Origin of the sequence: Paenibacillus sp. FSL P2-0136 (assembly GCF_037975325.1) — a bacterium.
GTDB classification, from domain to species: Bacteria; Bacillota; Bacilli; order Paenibacillales; family Paenibacillaceae; genus Paenibacillus_AQ; species Paenibacillus_AQ silagei.
Window position 1 is genome coordinate 5,578,392 of the sequence record NZ_CP150244.1, and the last position, 16,607, is coordinate 5,594,998.

The window sequence follows — 16,607 nt, forward strand, 5'->3', positions numbered from 1 at the left end:
ACTTCCGTCTTGGATCTCGCCGCCGCCATGCTGGCCGGACAGCTCCTCCGGTCCAGCCGTCATAGCGATTTCAGGGCCTGATAATGGCCCGCAATCGTATCGTCAATATCCTGCTCGCTATGCGCAGCGGATACGAACATGCCTTCGAACTGGGAGGGCGGAACGCTGATGCCCTGATCCAGCATTTTGCCGAAATAACGCTTGAACAGCTCCAGGTTACTGGTCTTGGCCGTCTCGAAGTTAATGACCGGCTCCTCCGTGAAGAACGGACATACCATCGAGCCCACGCGGTTAATCGTCAGCGGAACTCCCGTCTCCTGCGCATTGCGCTTAAGTCCGGCTTCCAGTCTCGCTCCAAGCGACTCCAGACGGGTGTAGACCTCAGGGGTCAGCAGCGCAAGCGTGCTGTAGCCCGCCGCCATCGCCAGCGGATTCCCGCTGAGTGTGCCCGCCTGATAGATCGGGCCGGACGGGGCGATCTGCTCCATGATCTCTCTTTTGCCGCCGTAAGCCCCTACAGGCAGACCGCCGCCAATCACCTTGCCGAAGCAGGTCAGATCCGGATCCATCCCGAACAGCCCCTGCGCACATCCCCGGTCCACACGGAAGCCGGTCATCACCTCGTCAAAAATCAGCAACGCCCCGTACCCTGTCGTCACCTTGCGGAGACCCTCCAAGAAGCCCGGAAGCGGAGGCACTACGCCCATATTTCCGGCGATCGGCTCAACGATGATAGCGGCAATCTCGTTGCCGTAACGTTCAAACGCGATTTTGACCCCGTCCAGGTCATTATAAGGTACCGTGATCGTATTCACGGCCACACCTTCCGGCACGCCCGGACTATCCGGCAGCCCCAGGGTCGCCACCCCGGAACCGGCCTTAATCAGCAGGCTGTCGGCATGGCCGTGATAGGAGCCTTCGAATTTGAGGATTTTGCTGCGTCCGGTATAGCCGCGGGCCAGTCTGATCGCGCTCATGGTTGCTTCCGTTCCCGAGTTCACCATGCGGACAATGTCCACCGAGGCTACGCGTTCTACCACGGTTTTGGCCATAGCGGTCTCAAGCAGGGTCGGCGCGCCGAAGCTTGTCCCTCTGGCCGCAGTCTCCTGCAGCGCCTTCACCACCTCAGGATGGGCATGTCCCATAATCAGCGGTCCCCACGAGCAGACGTAGTCAATGAAGCTGTTGCCGTCAATATCGTAGATCCGTGAGCCTTCGCCCCTCTCCACATAGACCGGGGTCAATCCTACGGATTTGAATGCCCGGACCGGGCTGTTCACCCCGCCGGGAATATATTGTTTTGCCTCTTCAAAAGCCATGCGGGAAGCCTCTTCCCGGCGGTTCAACGGCATATTGCCCATGCTTGTTCCCTCCTGATCCTAGCCGCGCAGCCAGCGGGCTGCGTCCTTGGCGAAATAGGTAATAATTATATCTGCTCCGGCGCGCTTCATGCCGGTCAGCATCTCCAGCACAACCGCCTGCTCATCGATCCAGCCCTGCTGCGCAGCCGCCTTGACCATCGAGTACTCACCGCTGACGTTGTAGGCTACAAGCGGCAGATCGAACTGGTCGCGGATGGTGCGGATGACATCCAGATAAGCTAGCGCAGGCTTCACCATCAGCATGTCCGCACCTTCCAGTACATCGGAATCCGCTTCGCGAACGGCTTCCCGCAGGTTGGCCGGGTCCATCTGATACGTCTTGCGGTTGCCGAACTGGGGAGCGGAATCCGCTGCTTCGCGGAACGGACCGTAGAAGGCGGAGGCGTATTTTACCGAATAGGACATAATCGGCACCTGCTCGAAGCCATTCGCATCGAGTCCGGCACGGATCGCCTGCACGAATCCGTCCATCATGTTGGACGGCGCGATAATATCCGCCCCTGCCCGGGCCTGCGAGACCGCCGTGCGGGTCAGCAGCTCAAGCGAAGCATCGTTGATTACATCCCCGTGCACCACACCGTCCACCGTATGGGTATGCACCATGCCGCAGTGGCCGTGGTCGGTGAATTCACACAGGCAGGTATCGGCGACAACCAGCAGGTCGGGATACCATTTTTTGATCAGACGCGTGGCTTCCTGCACAATGCCATCGTCTGCGAAGCCGGACGAGCCAACCGCATCCTTCGTCTCGGGAATACCGAACAGCAGTACCGCCGAAATGCCGAGGGAAGCAATCTCATCCACCTCCGCCTTCAGCGTATCCAGCGAGAAATGATAGACGCCGGGCATGGAGCTGATCTCATTCTTCACACCTGTTCCATAGGTTACAAAAATCGGCTGGATGAAATCCAGCACATTCAGAACGGTCTCGCGCACCATGCCGCGAATACCGGCCGACCCGCGCAAACGGCGGTGTCTGGTTATTGGAAAGCTCATTTGTTGTATCCTCCTGTTCAGTAAGTATATAATCACATCTATTCGTCTTAAGCAGTATTGAGATGTTAAAGTTATCGCTGCCAGTAGGCCAGACCCGATTGCAATGCTCAAAGACAATGCTGACAGATCCGGCAGGAACAGGCTATCTCAGCCTCGTCGATTCATTCCAGCGGCACAGCTCCTGCACCAGTCCTTCGATGGTGGCTTCTTCCGGGAGCAGTCCCGGAGTGAGGCCCGCTTCGACTGCGGTCTGCTCGGTAACCGGGCCGATGCAGGCAATCTTGACGCCCGCCAGCAGAGTAAGCGGATCTTCCAGGCCCATCCGCTTGAGTATGCCGAGGAAATTGCGCACCGTGGACGAGCTGGTGAAGGTTACCGCATGGATGCGCTTCTCCTCCAGCAGCTTCACCAGCTCAATATCATCCTCCCCGGTGACAATCGTCTCATAAGTATCCACCTCGGTCACTTCCAGCCCCAGCTCCCTCAGCTTCGCCGGCAGCCACTCACGCGCCAGGTCGCCGCGCGGCAGCAGCACCTTCTGCCCGGACTTAAGCTCGGGGCCGAAGGTTTCGATCAGCCCTTCCGCCTGAAAGCGTCCGGGCAGCTCCTCGGCGATCAGCCCGCGCTCTGCGAGCGCCGCGGCCGTACCGGGTCCCACTGCGCACAGCCGCGCCCCGTGCAGGCTGCGAATATCCAGCTTCTGCTGCGTCAGATGACGCATGAAGAAGTCTACGCCGTTCGGACTGGTGAAGAACACCCAGTCGTACGCCGCAAGCCCGCCAAGTGCCGCAGCGATCTCCGCCTGCTTGTCCGCATCCCGCTGCATCACCGTCTCAATGACCGGGAACTCATACGGCTCGCCGCCCAGCTCCTCGATCCGGTCCACCAGCTCACTTGCCTGTGCGCGCGCCCGCGTCACTACAATCCGCTTGCCGAACAGCGGCAGCACCTCCACCCACATCAGGTGCTCCCGCTGGAGCACAACATCACCGACCACAATAACCGCAGGCGGCTGAAAATCCGCTGCCGTAACCTTCGCCTCAATATCGGCCAGCGTGCCGGTCAGCGTCTCCTGATCCGCACGGGTCCCCCAGCGCACCAGCGCCACCGGGGTTTCCGGCGGACGGCCATGCTTCATCAGCTGGGCGCTGATGTAGCCGATTTTGGCGACACCCATCAGAAATACCAGCGTGCCTGTCGCATTCGTTACTTTATCCCATTGAATGGAATGATCCAGCTTATCCGGGCTCTCATGGCCGGTAATAATCGACAGGGAAGACGACGCCTCCCGGTGGGTCACCGGAATACCGGCGTACGCCGGGACGCTGATGGCCGAGGTAATGCCCGGCACAATCTCATAGTAGATGCCATTCCTGCGCAGCAGCTCCGCTTCTTCACCCACCCGGCCAAAAATCACGGGGTCCCCGCCCTTCAGACGCACCACCGTTTTGCCCTCCAATGCGAGATCTACCAGCAGCTGATTAATATCCTCCTGCTTCATCGTATGGCGGTCCGAAAGCTTGCCTACGTATATTTTCTCACCGCCGGGCTTCATCCATTTCAGCAGCCTTGGACTGGCCAGCCTGTCATAGACCAGCACATCGGCCTTCCGGATACACTCCAGCCCCTTGACTGTAATCAGCTTCGCATCCCCCGGACCTGCACCTACCAGATATACCTTCCCCGCCATCTCCGTCATCCCCTTATCCCTCTACACATGCGATTCTGGCTTGCATAAGCTTCTCCCCAACGCGCACTATTCCCTGTCTAGCCCTTACCCCTTATTCCCTTACATCCGCCAAAATCTTCTCCGCACCTCTTGCCACCAGCTTACGCGCGACCTCCGAACCCAGCTCCACCGGATCATTGCCGGTGCAGGTCTCCTTCAGAATGACTGTGCCGTCCGGTGTTCCGACCATTCCGGTTAACGTTATGGACGGACCTGCAGCTTCGCCTTCCAGCTCAAGGATCGCGTAAGCGCCGATCGGCACCTGACAGCCGCCGTTCAGGGCGCCCAGGAAGGTCCGCTCCGCTGTCACCGTGAGTGCCGTGCGCTCATCATTATACAGCGCCAGCAGCTTGCGCAGTTCCTCATCGTCCTCACGGCACTCAATACCGAGTGCTCCTTGGCCTACAGCGGGCAGGCAGACCTCAGGCGGCAAATATGCCGTAATCCGGTCCTGCCAGCCCATCCGCGACAGCCCCGCTGCTGCCAGCAGAATCGCGTCATATTCGCCGCTCTCCAGCTTCTTCAGCCGCGAATCAATATTGCCGCGTACCGGCTCAATAAGCAGATCCGGCCGGAGTGCAGCCAGTTGGCTGGAGCGCCGCAGACTGCTTGTTCCTACGCGCGCGCCTTGCGGCAGACCCTCCAGGCCCACTCCGCTATTAGAGATCAGAACGTCGCGCGGATCTTCACGCTTCGGCACCGCACCATTCATCAAGCCTTCCGGCAATTCGGAAGGCATATCCTTCATACTATGTACCGCCATATCTATGTCCTTCGCCAGCATCGCCTGTTCAATTTCCTTGACGAACAGACCTTTGCCGCCCACTTTGGACAGGGTCACATCGAGAATCCGGTCACCCTTGGTCACAATCTTATGCACCTCAAAAGTAAAATCAAACCCATGCTCTCCGCTAAGCCGCTCCAGATCGGCAATCACATGCCCCGTCTGCGTTAAAGCCAGCGCACTTTGTCTGCTGCCCACGATAATCTTCCGCATGCCCACTCCCCCTGTTCAAGTCACCTCTACCCGCCATACTCCCATGCTTGCTGAATTCAGTCGATTTCCGCTAAAAATGAGGGGCAGTTCTGCCCTTCATTTGGCCGCTCCAGCCACTTTGGCTGAAATGAGGGGCACTTTTGCCCTTCATTTGGCCGTTCCAGTTACTTTGGCTGAAATGAAGGGCACTTTTGCCCTTCATTTGGCCGTTCCAGCCACTTTGGCTGAAATTAGGGGCACTTTTGCCCTTCATTTGGCCGTTCCAACTAATTTGGTTGAAATGAGGGGCACCTTTGCCCTTCAATTGGCTGTTCCAGCCACTTTGGCTGAAATGAAGGGCACTTTTGCCCTTCATTTGGCCGTTCCAGCCACTTTGGCTGAAATGAAGGGCACTTTTGCCCCTCATTTGGCCGTTCCAGCCACTTTGGCTGAAATGAGGGGCACTTTTGCCCCTTCATTTATCGGTCTATGCTGCATTGCTCACCGCTAGATCTCCCGGTTGCGCGCCACCCAAGCCTCAATCTCCTCGGCCGTCCATGGTATAAAGGTGCCCTGCCGCAGCTCATTCAACACATCCAGCTTCCCCAGCCGCCGCAAGAGCCGCGACCGGTTCTCTGCCGCTGGCTCCAGCTGCTTAATCGCTGTCCGCAGCTCATGCAGGAAATCCAGATACGGCTCGTATTCCTCGCCGAGCAGCCCCGCAATCTGCTGCGTAATATCCGCAGCCGCAGACGGTCCCGCCCCGGAGGTCGAGACCGCAACCGTCAAGCGCCCGCGGCGGAGCACGCCGGGCGTAATGAACGTGCCCGCCTCCGCATGGCTGGCCACATTAACGGGCAGCCCCAGCTGCCGGGCTTCCGCGGCAACGGCCTCGTTCACCGCCCTGTTATCGCTGGCGGCATAGACCAGAACCGCTCCCTGGAGATCCCCGGGAGCATAGGGGCGGCTGATCCATTGCAGCCGCCCCTCATCAGCCATCGCAGCCAGCGTCCCGCTGAGCGAGGGGCTGATCACCACCAGTTCCGCGCCTGCTTCCAGCAGCGGACCCGCCTTACGTGCAGCCACCGCCCCGCCTCCAACGATCACCACGCGCCGGCCTTCCACATCCAGCATAATCGGCAGATACTTTTTCATCCCGCTCACTCCAGCTCTCCCCAGCACTTCCAACTCGCTCTCATCCATCGTCCATCCCGCTGGCAAGCTACTCTCCATCCTGCTCACTCCAGCTCTCCCCAGCACTCCAACTCGCTCTCATCCATCGTCCATCCCACTGGCAAGCTATTCTCCATCCCGCTCACTCCAGCTCTCCCCAGCACTCCAACTCGCTCTCATCCACCGTCCATCCCACTGGCAAGCTACTCTTCATCCCGCTCACTCCAGCTCTCCCCAGCGCTTCCAACTCACTCTCATCCATCGTCCATCCCACTGGCAAGCTACTCTCCATCCTGCTCACTCCAGCTCTCCCAGCGCTTCCAACTCGCGCTCATCCATCGTCCATCCCACTGGCAAGCTACTCTCCATCCCGCTCACTCCAGCTCTCCCCAGCGCTTCCAACTCACTCTCATCCATCGTCCATCCCACTGGCAAGCTACTCTCCATCCCGCTCACTCCAGCGCTTCCAACTCACTCTCATCCATCGTCCATCCCACTTTACTCCCCGCCCCAGCCATGGAACTCCGACCAGGAATTCAGCAGGAAATTAAGAATAATGAAGCCGTAACCCGCAATCGCCCAGCGGGCCATGACTGTACCGCTTCGGCGGCCGGAGAACTTCAGCACAAGGTAGACGATGTAGACGCCCAGGCCCGTAAGTGTAGTCAGGACCTTCGTATCCTGAAAAAGCGGTATCCGTCCTTCCGCGACAATCGACAGTCCCGCCAGAATCAGCGAAGCCAGCAGCAGCGGAACTCCGGCCAGGATCGCCGTGTAGGAATATTTGTCCATCGTCTCCAGGCTGGGCAGCCTGCGGACGCGGTCATCCCACTTCTTATTCTTCAGCTTCGTATGCAGGAACAGATACATTATCGCAAATACTGTCCCCAGTGTCAGTGCGGCAAAGCTCAGATTCGCCAAAATGACATGCATCGCCAGCCACCCGTGCACCGCACTCCAGCTCTGCAGCGTATGATCCTCTGCCGTCAGCCATACCCGGTTCAGCAGAAATACGCTGAAGCCCGCCATGCTGAGCAGCAGCACCGTGAACTCACCACCGCGTGTATACGTCACGGCAAACGAGGTAACCACCATGCTGAAGGAGAACCAGAACAGGAAATCATAAGGTGTGAAAATTGGCAATCCGCCCTCCTGGGAGAAGCGGATCGCAAGGCCGGTCAGCTGAAGCAGGCCTACGACAGCAAGAAGCCCTGTGCCCAGCCGCTTTCCGCCCGGATTGCGCCGAAGGCAATCCGAGAAAACAAACAGCAGGCTCAGGGCATATAGCAGCAGAGCGGCATCATATATTCCGTTCAGCAGTAGCATGTGGCTCACCCGCCCAGCAGACCGGCTGGGGTAAGCACCGCTCCCGGCCCCCGGATCTCTCCGCCGGAGGGCCGTTCAGCAGAGCTGCGCTGATGGGGTTCAACACTTCCACCGGCCGGAGCTGCATCCAGCTGCTCCTGCAGAGCGAAGATTTGAGTGAAATACTCCAGTGCTTCATTGCCCTGCTTGCCGCCGGACATCTCCTTGATCACATTGATCGGATCATGCATCATCTGGTTGACGATGCTCTTGGTCAGCCGGCGGATCACCTTGCGCTGATGCTCATCCAGCTCAGGCAGCTTGTTGAACAGGCTATCCATCGTTTCTTCATATATTCCGTTGGACTTGTCCTGCAGTGCACGGATCACCGGTCTGACGCCCAGCGTCTTCAGCCATTGCTGGAAATCCGCCATCTCGCCTTCAATCATAACCTCGATCTTGGCAGCTTCACTGCGGCGCATCTCCAGATTGCTCTCCACAATGCCTTCCAAGTCATCGATATCATAGAGGAATACATCCGGCACACTGGCAGCAGCAGGGTCAATATCGCGCGGCACAGCAATGTCGATCATGAACAGCGGCCGTGAGGGGCGGCGCTTCATGCCCTCGGCTACCTGGGCCGCCGTCAGCACATAGCCGTCTGCACCCGTAGAGCTGATCACAATATCCACTTCATCCAGAGACTTCAGCGCCTCTTCAATCGTGCTGGGCTTACCCGAGAATTTCTCGGCCAGCTCGATAGCACGGGACAAGGTACGGTTGGCGACAATCACTTCCGCCGCGCCGCTGCTGTACAGATGCTTCACCGTCAGCTCGCTCATTTTGCCGGCGCCGAGAATGAGCACTCTTTTGCCGGTGAACATGCCGAAGATCCGCTTCCCCAGCTCCACCGCCGCATAGCTGACCGACACCGCGCTCTCGCCAATCGAGGTCTCACTATGCGCACGCTTGCCGAGCGTCACCGCCTGCTTGAACAGCCGGTTGAACCAGGTTCCGGTAACCCCTTCCGCCTGAGCCGTCAGGAAGGCACTGCGCACCTGACCCAGAATCTGCGTCTCGCCAATCACCATGGAATCCAGACCGCAGGTGACACGCATCAGATGGGCAATCGCCTGCTCGTCTTCATATATATACATATGTTGCGTAAATACATCGCTTCTTACTCCGAACCACTGCTCCATGAAGCTGCGGATGAAATATCCGCACATATGAAGGCGGTCCACGACCACATAAATTTCCGTCCGGTTACAGGTGGCGACAACGACCCCTTCCAGAACGCTCTTCGTCTGCAGCAGCTGATGAAGCGCAGCAGGCAGATCCTTTTCGGCAAAAGCGAACTGTTCCCTCACCTCTACGGGAGCCGTACGGTAATTCAGGCCAACGACGACAATATGCATCGCTTGTTCACCATCCTAATCTATATTCATTGGTGTAGGCTCTGTTACTGCTTAGCAGCAAATATTAGTATCAATTTCACAAGATCTCAAATCGCTGTGTTAAGTATATCACATCAAAATACGGCTTTTAACAAAACCTTTGAACTATTTATGAATTGCAGATAATAATTATTATAAACAAGTGCGAAAGTTATGGAATATAACATATTGATGAAATATTGACACACTTTATTGCGGATGATAGCATATAACAAATGATCTGAGTTAAGTTTTATAACATATGTAGCAAAAATAATCTGATTATCCGTATCCAAGTTAGTATCACGTCAGTTATATCTCTTCAAACCTCTCTTGTATAAGCCCGTTAATCCGGAATGGGCGTATCTACAGGCAACCGTAAATTGCCCCAGGCTACAAGAGGCCAGACCCCCTGCTGGATTAATCAGTGTGAGCTCACGGGCGAAACCGTGCTTTTCTCCGCTGATGTATCCTGCTTTGGACTGCGCCTCCTTTAGCCTGGGGTTTTTGACATCCATTATAATAGAAGGAGTGAGGGCAATGAGTCCATCCTACGCAAGCTTAAGTGAATCGATCCGTGAGGCCAAGAATGTGAGGATCTACAAGAACAAGGACACCGCCTATGACTTCAAGCTCTACCCCTTCGGAGAACGCGGTACGTACATTGCCCCCGAGCTGATCCGTGAAATCACTCACAATCTGGCGGATGCTGTAACGGAGCAGTTTCCCGATTTTGATTACATTGTCTCCCCTGAACCCGGCGGTCATACCTGGGGGATGCTGGCTGCCTATAAGCTGATGAAGCCGATGAATATTCTGCGGCTCAGCACGGAGCTGTATGAGAATTATGAGGTTAGTGTCAGACGCGAGACGGCGTATAATGAGAATTATATCTATTTTGACGGCTTCTCTGCCGGTGACCGCGTGCTGCTGCTGGATGATGTGATTAGTTCAGGTGCTACGATCCGCTGCATTGCTGCTCAGTTGTCCGTGATGGGCATAGAGCTTGTCGGTGTGCAGGCAATTCTGGCCAAAGGAGAGCATTACAAGCAGCTGGAAGCGGACATTGGAGTACCCGTCAGATTTTTGTCCCAGGTATGAGTTGTCAAAAAAATAGCAGGGGGAGTGACAAGCCATGGCTTTTTATTACGAGCAGCCTTCAAGAACCTTCAGTGAGTTCCTGCTGGTACCCAGCCTGACCACCAAAGATTGCATTCCCGGAAATGTGGATCTTAGCACACCGGTCACCAAATTCCGCCGGGGAGAGACCCCGGCACTAACCATGAACCTCCCCGTGACTTCGGCGGTAATGCAGGCGGTATCCGACCACAACATGGCGATTGCGCTGGCGAAAAGCGGGGGCATCTCCTTCATCTACGGCTCCCAGTCCATCGGCCAACAGGTCGAAATGGTCCGCCGGGTCAAAAAGTTCAAAGCAGGATTCGTCCTCAGCGACTCCAACCTGCGCCCGGAAGATACGCTTCAGGATGTGCTGATGCTGAAGGCGCGCAGCGGCCACTCCACCATTGCGATCACAGACAACGGAGAACCGACAGGCAAGCTGATGGGCATCGTCACCAGCCGGGATTACCGCGAGAACCGCCTCCCGCCGGATTGTCCGATTACGGAGTTCATGACCCCGCTCGCTTCGCTGATCTACGCCGAAGAAGGCATCACGCTGACCGAAGCGAACGACATGATCTGGGACCACAAGCTGAACTGCCTGCCGATTGTAAATGCCGGCGGACATCTCGTCCATCTCGTCTTCCGCAAGGATTATGACAGCCACCAGGAGTATCCGCTGGAGCTGCATGACGGCAACAAGCAGCTGATTGTCGGCGCGGGTATCAACTCCAGGGATTACAAGGACCGTGTACCGGCGCTGGTCGAAGCCGGGGCAGATGTGCTGTGCATTGATTCCTCGGACGGTTACTCGGAGTGGCAGGCGGAGACCATCCATTATATTAAGGAGACTTTCGGGGAGAGCGTGAAGGTCGGCGCGGGCAATGTTGTTGACAAGGAAGGCTTCCTGTACCTCGTAGAGGCAGGAGCAGATTTCATCAAAGTCGGTATCGGCGGCGGCTCCATCTGCATCACCCGGGAGCAAAAGGGCATCGGCCGGGGCCAGGCCTCCTCTGTCATCGAAGTGGCGGCGGCCCGCCAGGAATATTATGAGCAGACCGGCATCTATGTCCCCATCTGCTCGGACGGCGGGATTGTCCATGATTATCATATTGTGCTGGCGCTGGCGATGGGCGCTGACTTCGTGATGCTTGGGCGCTATTTTGCCAGATTCGATGAGAGTCCCGGACGCAAGCTGCTGGTCGGCGGGAACTTCGTGAAGGAATATTGGGGCGAAGGCTCCAGCCGGGCCCGCAACTGGCAGCGTTATGACTTCGGCAATGCCGATAAGGAGAGCAAGCTGGAGTTCGAGGAAGGCGTGGATTCTTTCATTCCCTATGCGGGACGGCTTAAGGACAATCTCGATCTCAGCATCAGCAAAATCAAGTCCACCATGTGCAATTGCGGCTCGCTGACCATCCCGGAACTACAGCAGAAGGCCAAGATTACCCTGGTCTCCTCGACAACGATCTTTGAAGGAGGCGCACATGATGTTATGCTTAAGGAAAAGGACAGATCATCCTCGTGATCACATCCTAATCCATAAGGAGCGTCAACCATGACCCAAATTACCAAAGTTCTGGTCAGCAAGGACCAGCTGCAGCAGCGAGTACAGGAATTGGGCGCTGAAATATCGCGTGACTATGAAGGCAAGGAACTGGTGCTTATCGGCATTCTTAAGGGCGGGGCCGTCTTCATGTCTGATCTGATGCGTGAGATCACCTTCCCGGTCGGCGTCGACTATATGTCGGTGTCCAGCTACGGGGCAAGCTCCACCTCCTCCGGCGTCATTACGATCAAGAAGGATATCGACATGGATATCCGCGGCAAGCATATCCTGCTGGTCGAGGATCTGATCGACACCGGCCTGACGCTTCAGCATCTGAAGGAGCTGTTCGCCCTGCGCGAGGCGGCAAGCGTGCGTATCTGCACCATCCTCAGCAAGCCTTCCCGCCGTCTCGTCAATGTTCCCATCGACTACAGCGGGATTGATATTCCCGACGAATTCGTCGTCGGCTATGGCCTGGATTACGCCGAGCAGTACCGCAATCTGCCGGAGGTCTGGATCGTAGAGACCGGGGACTAACAGGGTCAGATTTAAAAAGTTGGAGTGGGCGCGATGAGTGGGCTCTAACGGACCTGATAGACCCTATTCCCAGGAAAACGCCCCTTTTTGAGGTTTAACGGACGGAGTGGACCTCTGTCAAGAAAGTAGATACTCACGCAACGGATGCCGTCGTAAACTGCTTAGCGAATCGGGCGGGGGAAAGATACCCCAGCGTGCCATGCATTCGCTTGCGGTTGTAGTAAAACTCAATGTATTGGTAAATGTCCTGGTACGCCTGCCCGGGAGTTTTAAAACGCGGGTTACAGTAAATGAGCTCCTTCTTCAAGATACTGTGCCAGGATTCAATACAAGCGTTATCGTAACAGTTTCCTTTGCGGCTCATACTTGATTCCATCTGGTACGTCCTCAACTGCTCGGTATATTCCTTGGAGGTATACTGCGATCCCCGATCCGAGTGGTGGAGCAGCCCCGGGCCGGGTCGCTTGGCTTGATAGGCAGCCTGCAAGGCGTCTAAGACCAAGCTGGTTTCCATGTGGTCCGATAACCGCCACCCTACAATTTCGCGCGTGCACAGATCCATGACGCTGGCCAGGTACAAGCGGCCTCCACGGCAGGGGATGTACGTAATATCTGTCACCCAGGCGGTATTGGGCTTATCGACGGTAAACTCTTGATTCAGTGTGTTCGGGGCAATAGGGTTGTTGTGCTTGGAATCCGTGGTCTGTACACGGTACGGCTTAGAGACCACCGAGCGGAGCTTCATTTGCCGCATGTACACACTCACCGTACGTTCGGTGAGGGTGTAGCCTTCCTGGTGCAGCAGTCGAGTGATTTTCGGACTTCCATACCGCCCCTTATGGTCATTAAAATGGTAGCGGATTCGCTCCTGCACGGCCGCTTTACGGAGAGCCTGTGCACTGGTTTTAGCTCCGAGCCACTTGTAATATCCACTCCTGGATACCTGCAAGGTGATGCACATCTTCTCCAAGCGAAACGCGGAGCGATGTTCCTTCATGAACTGGAATCGGCGTTCCTTGGTTTGCTGAAGATGTGCACTGCTTTTTTTATGATGGCCAGTTCTTCCTCCCGGTCGGCGAGCTGATCTTGGCGCTCCTGGAGTTGACGGCGCGCTTCCTTCAACTCGGCTTCGAGCTCCCTCACCCGATCCACACTGGCTACAGGTTCATTCTTGAGCTCCCGGTATTGTCCCATCCATTGATGAAGCGTGCTCTTGGGGATGTCCAGCTCTTCCGCTAACTCCCCGAAGCTCTTCGTCTGTTCTTGTAGAAACTTTACCGTCTGCTTTTTAAACTCTTCATTGTACCGTTTTCGTTGTTCACCCATGGCCACACACCTCCGTGATCCTTATTATCCCTCCGTCCGTTAAGTGGCGTCTACTATCTATTCTAAACCCAGAGTGGACCTTATCGTCTCTCTACGAGATGGTTAAGATTAGAAATTCCAAGAATAAGCTCCATGGGGTCCGTTACTTTGCCCAAGCGGAAGCTTTCATCTGGAATAAGCGCGCCTCCGTCCGTTACACCTTGCCAAACGCCGCAATGAACAACTCCCATCTTCATCTTTAAATCTGACGCTGTACTAGAACTAATAAGCAAGCAGAAGGGAGCGCCAATTACGGCGCTCCCTTTGTGCTGCAATATTACCTCAGGACCCAGAAACTCCTGCGTGCCCTTGCTTTTTGCTTTAACAATCCGCCTGTTCTGCCGCCCCGCATTTACAGCCCGCTCAGCAAATCAACATTCAGATAATTCGTATTTCCGAGTGCACTGTTATACCCGAGTTGAATAGTGTTCGAGCCTGCATTCAGCGGAATCGTGACGGATACCGTTCCGTAGGTGCTCCAGCTGGAGGTAGAATTGAATACCAGATTGGAGGCTGTTACCACGCCGTTCACTTTCACGTAGCGTGAAGCACTGCCGGCCGCCGCCGCGTAGCGGAAGGTGACGGTTCTGGTTCCGGCCGTATTCTGGTTGACATAGAAATCAATGGAGGTGCCGCTTGTGTTCCATCCCCCGACATACCCTCTTCCGCTAAATCCGGCATTGGTGCTCTCATTGATCATCCCGCCTCCCCCAACCAGCGTCCGCACTGCGTTCTCCGCTTCATAAGCCCCGTTGCCCGCAATGTACCCGGTGTAGCCGTCGGCGGGAACGAGCTGCAGAATAGAAGCGCCCGCAGCGGCGGCCAGGCTCTGCACATAGGAGGAGCCTGTATTGCGCAGCCAGTCGCTGCCGATGATTCCATCGCTTACGCGGCGGTGATTCCAGGCCTGCGTTGCATTCTGCTGGAGAAAGTTCAGGTATTGCGGCTGTCCGCCAAGCGTACGGAGACGGTTCAGGTTGCGGGCGAAGACCATCTTGAAGCCCGCGGCATCATTCTCCCCTTCATACATCAGAGTCTGGGCTGATACCATTTTGTTAACGGCATACCCGGCTGCATTATTGGCATCCGTAAGGTAAGCAGCAGTTCCGGTAGCCTGATACAGGGACACAGCCGCCCCCAGGAACGTTCCGTAATTGTAAGTGAAGTCCCAATCCTTAACGATACCGCTGCCTGCACCTTCAATATGATCGTTGATTTTGCTGCCGCCAACCAGGGTAGATTTGATCCAGTTATAGATTTGAGTAGCCTTGGTCAGATAAGCAGGATCATTGTAGGCACTAGACAGCTTGACTGCGGTCATAACCATCGGGGCATTCGTGGCCATATTCTTCTGGGCGTTGGCCTGACCCGGCACATGGGCGTCCCTTCTCCACCAGATCCCGCCGCCGTACGTGCTGTCCCATTCGCTGTAGATTTGGCCAAACAGGAAGCTGGCGCGGTTCAGATACTCCGTGGTTCCAGTCAGTTCATAGGCTCTTGCGCAGGCCAGCGCCCACCAGCCCAGGTCATCGTTGAACGGATTTGTCATCATATCCGGGTATTTGGCGTTGAATCCGGTGTAGATCTCATCGATCATCGTGCGGTAGACATTGCTGCCCGTGCGCTCGTAGGCATCCATTACGGTCTCCCAGAGCTGTGCCTCCCACCAGAAGTCGGTGTAGAGACCCCCGTTCGGCCCATGGGCATGTTCAGAATGAATCTGGTGATCGCTGTTGGTATAGAAGTATTTGGCGGAAGAATCATAGAATACTTGCACAAAAGAGTTCATTGCAGCATCAGCATTGGAGACGGTGAAAGCCTCTGCCGTACTTCCCGCACCGGGAGACGGTACAGACAGAGACAGGGACAACAGACAGAGAACTGCGGCCGTTCTTACTTTCTTCCAGGTGAACATTTCCAAATACCCCCTTCATTTATACATCCATTCCACAACCGTCAGGCGGCAGCGGGCTAATGGCTAAGCTTGGCTGCCCCCTCAAGCAGCATCAGACCGCTGAGCTGTACACTAAGCTGTACCGGCAATACAGGAACCTGCTCCCAAGAGGGTCCGCACAGCCCCAGCGTCCGGTCCAGCCCTTGCGCCCATAGCGTACGGGCATTGGCCCATATGACTTCACGGACCCGGTCATTTCCGGGGAAATGCTGCTCCAGCTGTACCAGATAGCGGATCAGAATTCCCTTGAACAATCCGGTGTCGTCAATCCCTTCATCCGGCAGCAGCAGCGAATCAGAATGGCATAAGCGGCCGATGCAGGCCTCAGCGGTCCGGCGGGCATCTGCGGCATAGCCGGAATCGCCGGTGACACGGCAGAGCTCTATCCCCGCTCCCACGAACACGCCCTGACAGTAAGTGAATTCCCAGTCGTAATCGATCTGCCCATCGCCCTGCCGGTTCATTCCATCCCATACGAACCCGGTGTCAGGGTCAACCAGATTGGCCTGGTTCCAGCGGTAAATCCGGATCGCCCAGTTCAGATCCTCTTCATGCCCAAGCAGCGAGTATAGGCGGGCGGCCAGAATAGCGGCCGGGGCATTCGCCGGCGTGTTCTTGTAATCCAGCTGGTCTTTTTTCCAGGCCATGCCGCCCCCGCAGTGCTCATTCCAGGCCGTCTGAATATCCGCCCATAATTCAAGTACAGCATTCAGATATTCCGCTTCACCGGTAGCCTGATGCGCCCGCAGCAGCGCAAGGGCAGTCCATTCCATATCATCATAATAATTATGCTTGAACGTCCCGCCGTTATAGGTTTTCAAGCTGCGGCTCAGGCCGCGGATGCGTTCGGCATATCCAGAATCCCGCGTCCGTTCGTAAGCATCGGTCAGAGCATCAATGACATGCGCCTGCCACCAGTAGTAGAAATTGTCGCCTGCCCTGCTGTATTCCCGCGGATACCACTGGTTCATAATTCCGCTGTCCGCATTATAGTAGTGCCGCCACAGGGAGTCCTGGATCCAGTCTGCACGCGCTGCCCAGTCTTCTGCTGATGATGTCCCGTTGTAATGATCCATACGCCAC

17 protein-coding genes and 1 riboswitch are annotated in these 16,607 nt (G+C 56.2%); of the genes, 4 read left to right on the top strand and 13 right to left on the bottom strand.

The features are described from left to right. Positions 1–59: 59 nt before the first annotated feature. From hemL to hemC, 4 genes are all read right to left on the bottom strand, one after another. On the bottom strand, positions 60–1,361 hold the full coding sequence (gene hemL, locus NYE26_RS23645; protein ID WP_339250538.1) for a glutamate-1-semialdehyde 2,1-aminomutase: 1,302 nt from the start codon (positions 1,359–1,361) through the stop codon (positions 60–62). Positions 1,362–1,379: 18 nt separating this feature from the next. Continuing rightward, positions 1,380–2,378, bottom strand: coding sequence for a porphobilinogen synthase (gene hemB, locus NYE26_RS23650; RefSeq protein WP_339250540.1), 999 nt, complete (start codon positions 2,376–2,378; stop codon positions 1,380–1,382). Between the two features lie 142 nt (positions 2,379–2,520). Next, the gene (gene cobA / locus NYE26_RS23655; RefSeq protein WP_339250542.1) at positions 2,521–4,068 is read right to left on the bottom strand and encodes a uroporphyrinogen-III C-methyltransferase; all 1,548 of its coding nucleotides are present in this window, start codon (positions 4,066–4,068) and stop codon (positions 2,521–2,523) included. Between the two features lie 91 nt (positions 4,069–4,159). Then, entirely contained in the window at positions 4,160–5,104 is a 945-nt protein-coding gene (gene hemC / locus NYE26_RS23660) for a hydroxymethylbilane synthase (protein ID WP_339250544.1), read from the bottom strand. Between the two features lie 43 nt (positions 5,105–5,147). Between hemC and NYE26_RS23665 the strand changes: the two genes are divergently transcribed. Next, positions 5,148–5,594 (top strand): hypothetical protein, encoded by a 447-nt coding sequence (locus NYE26_RS23665; RefSeq protein WP_339250546.1) that lies wholly within the window; start codon positions 5,148–5,150, stop codon positions 5,592–5,594. Here NYE26_RS23665 and NYE26_RS23670 read toward each other — a convergent pair. From NYE26_RS23670 to hemA, 5 genes are all read right to left on the bottom strand, one after another. Next, positions 5,591–6,316 (bottom strand): NAD(P)-dependent oxidoreductase, encoded by a 726-nt coding sequence (locus tag NYE26_RS23670; RefSeq protein WP_339250548.1) that lies wholly within the window; start codon positions 6,314–6,316, stop codon positions 5,591–5,593. The two genes, NYE26_RS23665 and NYE26_RS23670, sit on opposite strands and share 4 nt — an antisense overlap. A gap of 82 nt (positions 6,317–6,398) precedes the next feature. Beyond that, a complete protein-coding gene (locus NYE26_RS23675; protein ID WP_339250550.1) occupies positions 6,399–6,548 on the bottom strand; it encodes a hypothetical protein in 150 nt (49 codons plus the stop codon). Positions 6,549–6,553: 5 nt separating this feature from the next. Beyond that, positions 6,554–6,703: a hypothetical protein gene (locus NYE26_RS23680; protein WP_339250552.1), complete on the bottom strand. Its 150-nt coding sequence runs from the start codon at positions 6,701–6,703 to the stop codon at positions 6,554–6,556. Positions 6,704–6,754: 51 nt separating this feature from the next. Next, positions 6,755–7,582, bottom strand: coding sequence for a cytochrome c biogenesis protein CcsA (gene ccsA / locus NYE26_RS23685; protein ID WP_209877043.1), 828 nt, complete (start codon positions 7,580–7,582; stop codon positions 6,755–6,757). A 5-nt stretch (positions 7,583–7,587) separates the two neighbouring features. Beyond that, a complete protein-coding gene (hemA, locus tag NYE26_RS23690; RefSeq protein ID WP_036725939.1) occupies positions 7,588–8,979 on the bottom strand; it encodes a glutamyl-tRNA reductase in 1,392 nt (463 codons plus the stop codon). A 331-nt stretch (positions 8,980–9,310) separates the two neighbouring features. Continuing rightward, positions 9,311–9,413: riboswitch (purine riboswitch) on the top strand. A gap of 124 nt (positions 9,414–9,537) precedes the next feature. On the opposite strand from hemA, the gene NYE26_RS23695 reads away from it, so the two are divergent. Genes NYE26_RS23695 through hpt form a run of 3 tightly spaced genes read left to right on the top strand, consistent with a single transcriptional unit; the run spans position 9,538 to position 12,205 of the window. Beyond that, positions 9,538–10,098, top strand: a complete 561-nt coding sequence (locus NYE26_RS23695; protein ID WP_209876966.1) for a phosphoribosyltransferase — start codon at positions 9,538–9,540, stop codon at positions 10,096–10,098. A 34-nt stretch (positions 10,099–10,132) separates the two neighbouring features. Beyond that, on the top strand, positions 10,133–11,647 hold the full coding sequence (locus tag NYE26_RS23700; RefSeq protein ID WP_339250555.1) for an IMP dehydrogenase: 1,515 nt from the start codon (positions 10,133–10,135) through the stop codon (positions 11,645–11,647). Positions 11,648–11,677: 30 nt separating this feature from the next. Continuing rightward, entirely contained in the window at positions 11,678–12,205 is a 528-nt protein-coding gene (gene hpt, locus NYE26_RS23705) for a hypoxanthine phosphoribosyltransferase (RefSeq protein ID WP_036725945.1), read from the top strand. A gap of 133 nt (positions 12,206–12,338) precedes the next feature. Here hpt and NYE26_RS23710 read toward each other — a convergent pair whose 3' ends face one another. The 4 genes from NYE26_RS23710 to NYE26_RS23725 all read right to left on the bottom strand — a co-directional run bounded on the left by NYE26_RS23710 (position 12,339) and on the right by NYE26_RS23725 (position 16,600). Beyond that, positions 12,339–13,202: an IS3 family transposase gene (locus tag NYE26_RS23710; protein ID WP_084648871.1), complete on the bottom strand. Its 864-nt coding sequence runs from the start codon at positions 13,200–13,202 to the stop codon at positions 12,339–12,341. Beyond that, positions 13,199–13,531 carry a transposase gene (locus NYE26_RS23715; RefSeq protein WP_036732259.1) on the bottom strand — a complete coding sequence of 111 codons (333 nt, stop codon included), beginning with the start codon at positions 13,529–13,531 and terminating at the stop codon, positions 13,199–13,201. Before NYE26_RS23715 ends, NYE26_RS23710 begins: the two co-directional genes overlap by 4 nt. A gap of 391 nt (positions 13,532–13,922) precedes the next feature. Continuing rightward, positions 13,923–15,485: a glycoside hydrolase family 76 protein gene (locus NYE26_RS23720; RefSeq protein WP_339250556.1), complete on the bottom strand. Its 1,563-nt coding sequence runs from the start codon at positions 15,483–15,485 to the stop codon at positions 13,923–13,925. A gap of 56 nt (positions 15,486–15,541) precedes the next feature. Further along, the gene (locus NYE26_RS23725) at positions 15,542–16,600 is read right to left on the bottom strand and encodes a glycoside hydrolase family 76 protein (protein ID WP_339250557.1); all 1,059 of its coding nucleotides are present in this window, start codon (positions 16,598–16,600) and stop codon (positions 15,542–15,544) included. Positions 16,601–16,607: the final 7 nt, after the last annotated feature.

Excerpts from the sequence above, each read along its gene's own strand:
- hemA (WP_036725939.1), bottom strand. The coding sequence starts at position 8,979 with ATGCATATTGTCGTCGTTGGCCTGAATTACCGTACGGCTCCCGTAGAG.
- hemL (WP_339250538.1), bottom strand. The coding sequence starts at position 1,361 with ATGGGCAATATGCCGTTGAACCGCCGGGAAGAGGCTTCCCGCATGGCT.
- NYE26_RS23725 (WP_339250557.1), bottom strand. The coding sequence starts at position 16,600 with ATGGATCATTACAACGGGACATCATCAGCAGAAGACTGGGCAGCGCGT.
- NYE26_RS23670 (WP_339250548.1), bottom strand. The coding sequence starts at position 6,316 with ATGGAGAGTAGCTTGCCAGCGGGATGGACGATGGATGAGAGCGAGTTG.
- NYE26_RS23695 (WP_209876966.1), top strand. The coding sequence starts at position 9,538 with ATGAGTCCATCCTACGCAAGCTTAAGTGAATCGATCCGTGAGGCCAAG.
- cobA (WP_339250542.1), bottom strand. The coding sequence starts at position 4,068 with ATGGCGGGGAAGGTATATCTGGTAGGTGCAGGTCCGGGGGATGCGAAG.
- NYE26_RS23680 (WP_339250552.1), bottom strand. The coding sequence starts at position 6,703 with ATGGAGAGTAGCTTGCCAGTGGGATGGACGATGGATGAGAGTGAGTTG.
- NYE26_RS23720 (WP_339250556.1), bottom strand. The coding sequence starts at position 15,485 with ATGTTCACCTGGAAGAAAGTAAGAACGGCCGCAGTTCTCTGTCTGTTG.
- NYE26_RS23715 (WP_036732259.1), bottom strand. The coding sequence starts at position 13,531 with ATGGGTGAACAACGAAAACGGTACAATGAAGAGTTTAAAAAGCAGACG.
- NYE26_RS23710 (WP_084648871.1), bottom strand. The coding sequence starts at position 13,202 with ATGAAGGAACATCGCTCCGCGTTTCGCTTGGAGAAGATGTGCATCACC.
- hemC (WP_339250544.1), bottom strand. The coding sequence starts at position 5,104 with ATGCGGAAGATTATCGTGGGCAGCAGACAAAGTGCGCTGGCTTTAACG.
- NYE26_RS23700 (WP_339250555.1), top strand. The coding sequence starts at position 10,133 with ATGGCTTTTTATTACGAGCAGCCTTCAAGAACCTTCAGTGAGTTCCTG.
- ccsA (WP_209877043.1), bottom strand. The coding sequence starts at position 7,582 with ATGCTACTGCTGAACGGAATATATGATGCCGCTCTGCTGCTATATGCC.
- NYE26_RS23665 (WP_339250546.1), top strand. The coding sequence starts at position 5,148 with ATGCTTGCTGAATTCAGTCGATTTCCGCTAAAAATGAGGGGCAGTTCT.
- NYE26_RS23675 (WP_339250550.1), bottom strand. The coding sequence starts at position 6,548 with ATGGAGAGTAGCTTGCCAGTGGGATGGACGATGGATGAGAGTGAGTTG.
- hpt (WP_036725945.1), top strand. The coding sequence starts at position 11,678 with ATGACCCAAATTACCAAAGTTCTGGTCAGCAAGGACCAGCTGCAGCAG.
- hemB (WP_339250540.1), bottom strand. The coding sequence starts at position 2,378 with ATGAGCTTTCCAATAACCAGACACCGCCGTTTGCGCGGGTCGGCCGGT.